The 1,601-nt window shown below is 59.2% G+C and carries 2 protein-coding genes; both read right to left on the bottom strand.

What is annotated here, in order from left to right:
- The coding region (locus OP496_RS17650) for a sulfotransferase (RefSeq protein WP_280565212.1) at positions 1-522 on the bottom strand (522 nt) is incomplete at its 3' end.
- A gap of 3 nt (positions 523-525) precedes the next feature.
- On the bottom strand, positions 526-1,601 hold a 1,076-nt coding region (locus OP496_RS17645), incomplete at its 5' end, for a glycosyltransferase family 4 protein (protein ID WP_280565211.1).

Here is a 1,601-nt window from a genome sequence, read left to right as displayed (position 1 = left end):
CACTTGATCAATGATGGCGGCGTTGTCCATATTCCACCGATCAATCGCGAAGCCCAGATCGCCATAGCGCTGATACAGCGAGAAGCAGTTATCGAGTGGGTTGCGGACCATGGCAAGAAACCTGGCCTCCGGCAAGACCCGCCGAACTCTCGGAATGACGTGGACGTGCTTGGGGGTTTTCTCGATCAGTAACTTCTTGTTGTTCGCGCGCAGCGTCGAAAGCCACTCCTGCGTGCTTCGCCGCGAAGCGCGAAGTCCACATGCCGGTGCATAGCCGTGCGTCTCACGACCAATAAGGTGAGCATCCCCGTGCCTTCCAAGCTTGGCCGCCACTAGGGTCGTTCCACTGTGTCCGCAGCCGACTACGAAACAGGTCGATAAATCGGTCGAGATAGGCGCGACCCATCTGTCGCCGAGCCCATGGACCAGCGTCTTGTAACGCTTTCTGAACCACTTGCCGATCGTTACGCGGTGATCGGATGCGTGAGCATACTGCAGCTTATAACTCCCGCGGAACTTCATTCATTATCTCCCTTCGTGCTCGACTCCAGCCATCAGCTGGCGGAAATGTTGCGCCATTTTCTGTGTTTTGTCCCGATAGGAAAGATGAGCGACTAACAATGATAAAACTCTTCCCCTAAAGACCTGATCGTCTTCGTCGAGGAGGCACACGAGGCGCTCCACCCAGGCCTGCGTATCCCGACTATCCAGAATCAGGTCGGCGTGGTCAGCCTCCAGCAGCTCGGCGGCGCCGGTAGTAGAAGAGAGCAATACCGGCGTTCCGCAGGCCATGGCCTCGATCGAGACGCGGCCGAACTCCTCGATATGAGCCGGCAGCACGAACACGTCGAGCGCGCCGTAGAGTGTCTCGACGTCACTAACCGTGGTGCGCCAGATGAAGCGCTCGGCAATGCCCGCCTGTTCGGCCTGGTGCTGATAGGGCGAAAAGTCGTCCTTCCCAACGACCAAAAAGCGACACTCGCCGGGCAGGTGTTTTTCCAGACCGGCGGCCATGTCGACGAACCCCGACACGTTGCGTTTGGTGAAGTTGCCGGAGGTGACCAACCCGATCAGCCAGGTGTCGTCATCGACGCCCAGCTCACGCCGACGTGCCTCGCGGCCTGCCGCAGCCCGCTGGAGATTAAATATCTCGGGATCATAGCCCGGATAGCTAACTTCAATTTTTTCGAACGGAATCCCATAGCGATCGCGGAAGTCCTCCGCCATCATCCGCGAGTTGACTGCTAGGCGGCGAAACTTGCCACCCTGCAGCACGCGGTCGTGAATCGCTGCCACCTCGTGGCCCTCGGGTAACTCACGGCCTTGGATACGCTGGCTGGCAAGATGCACGCAGTTATGCATATAGACGACGTCCGGCGTTTCGACATCACCGTGGCTAACCAGCATCGCGGGTTGATGGCGACGGCACCACGCCTGCACCCGACGATTGAACCAGAAACGCCGAAAAGCCCCCTTCAGCGGCCAGCGTTTCAGCTTAACCAAGTCGGCGCCAACTGCTTCCGCCAGCTCTCGCCGACCGCGCTCGGCGAGAATCACCACCCGATAGCCCAGCGCCTTCAATGCCGTCGCCTGCTCAAAGG

The sequence above is a fragment of the Chromohalobacter sp. 48-RD10 genome, assembly GCF_029889785.1.
In the GTDB taxonomy this organism is placed as follows: Bacteria; Pseudomonadota; Gammaproteobacteria; order Pseudomonadales; family Halomonadaceae; genus Chromohalobacter.
This window is presented reverse-complemented; position numbering and strand designations above follow the sequence as displayed.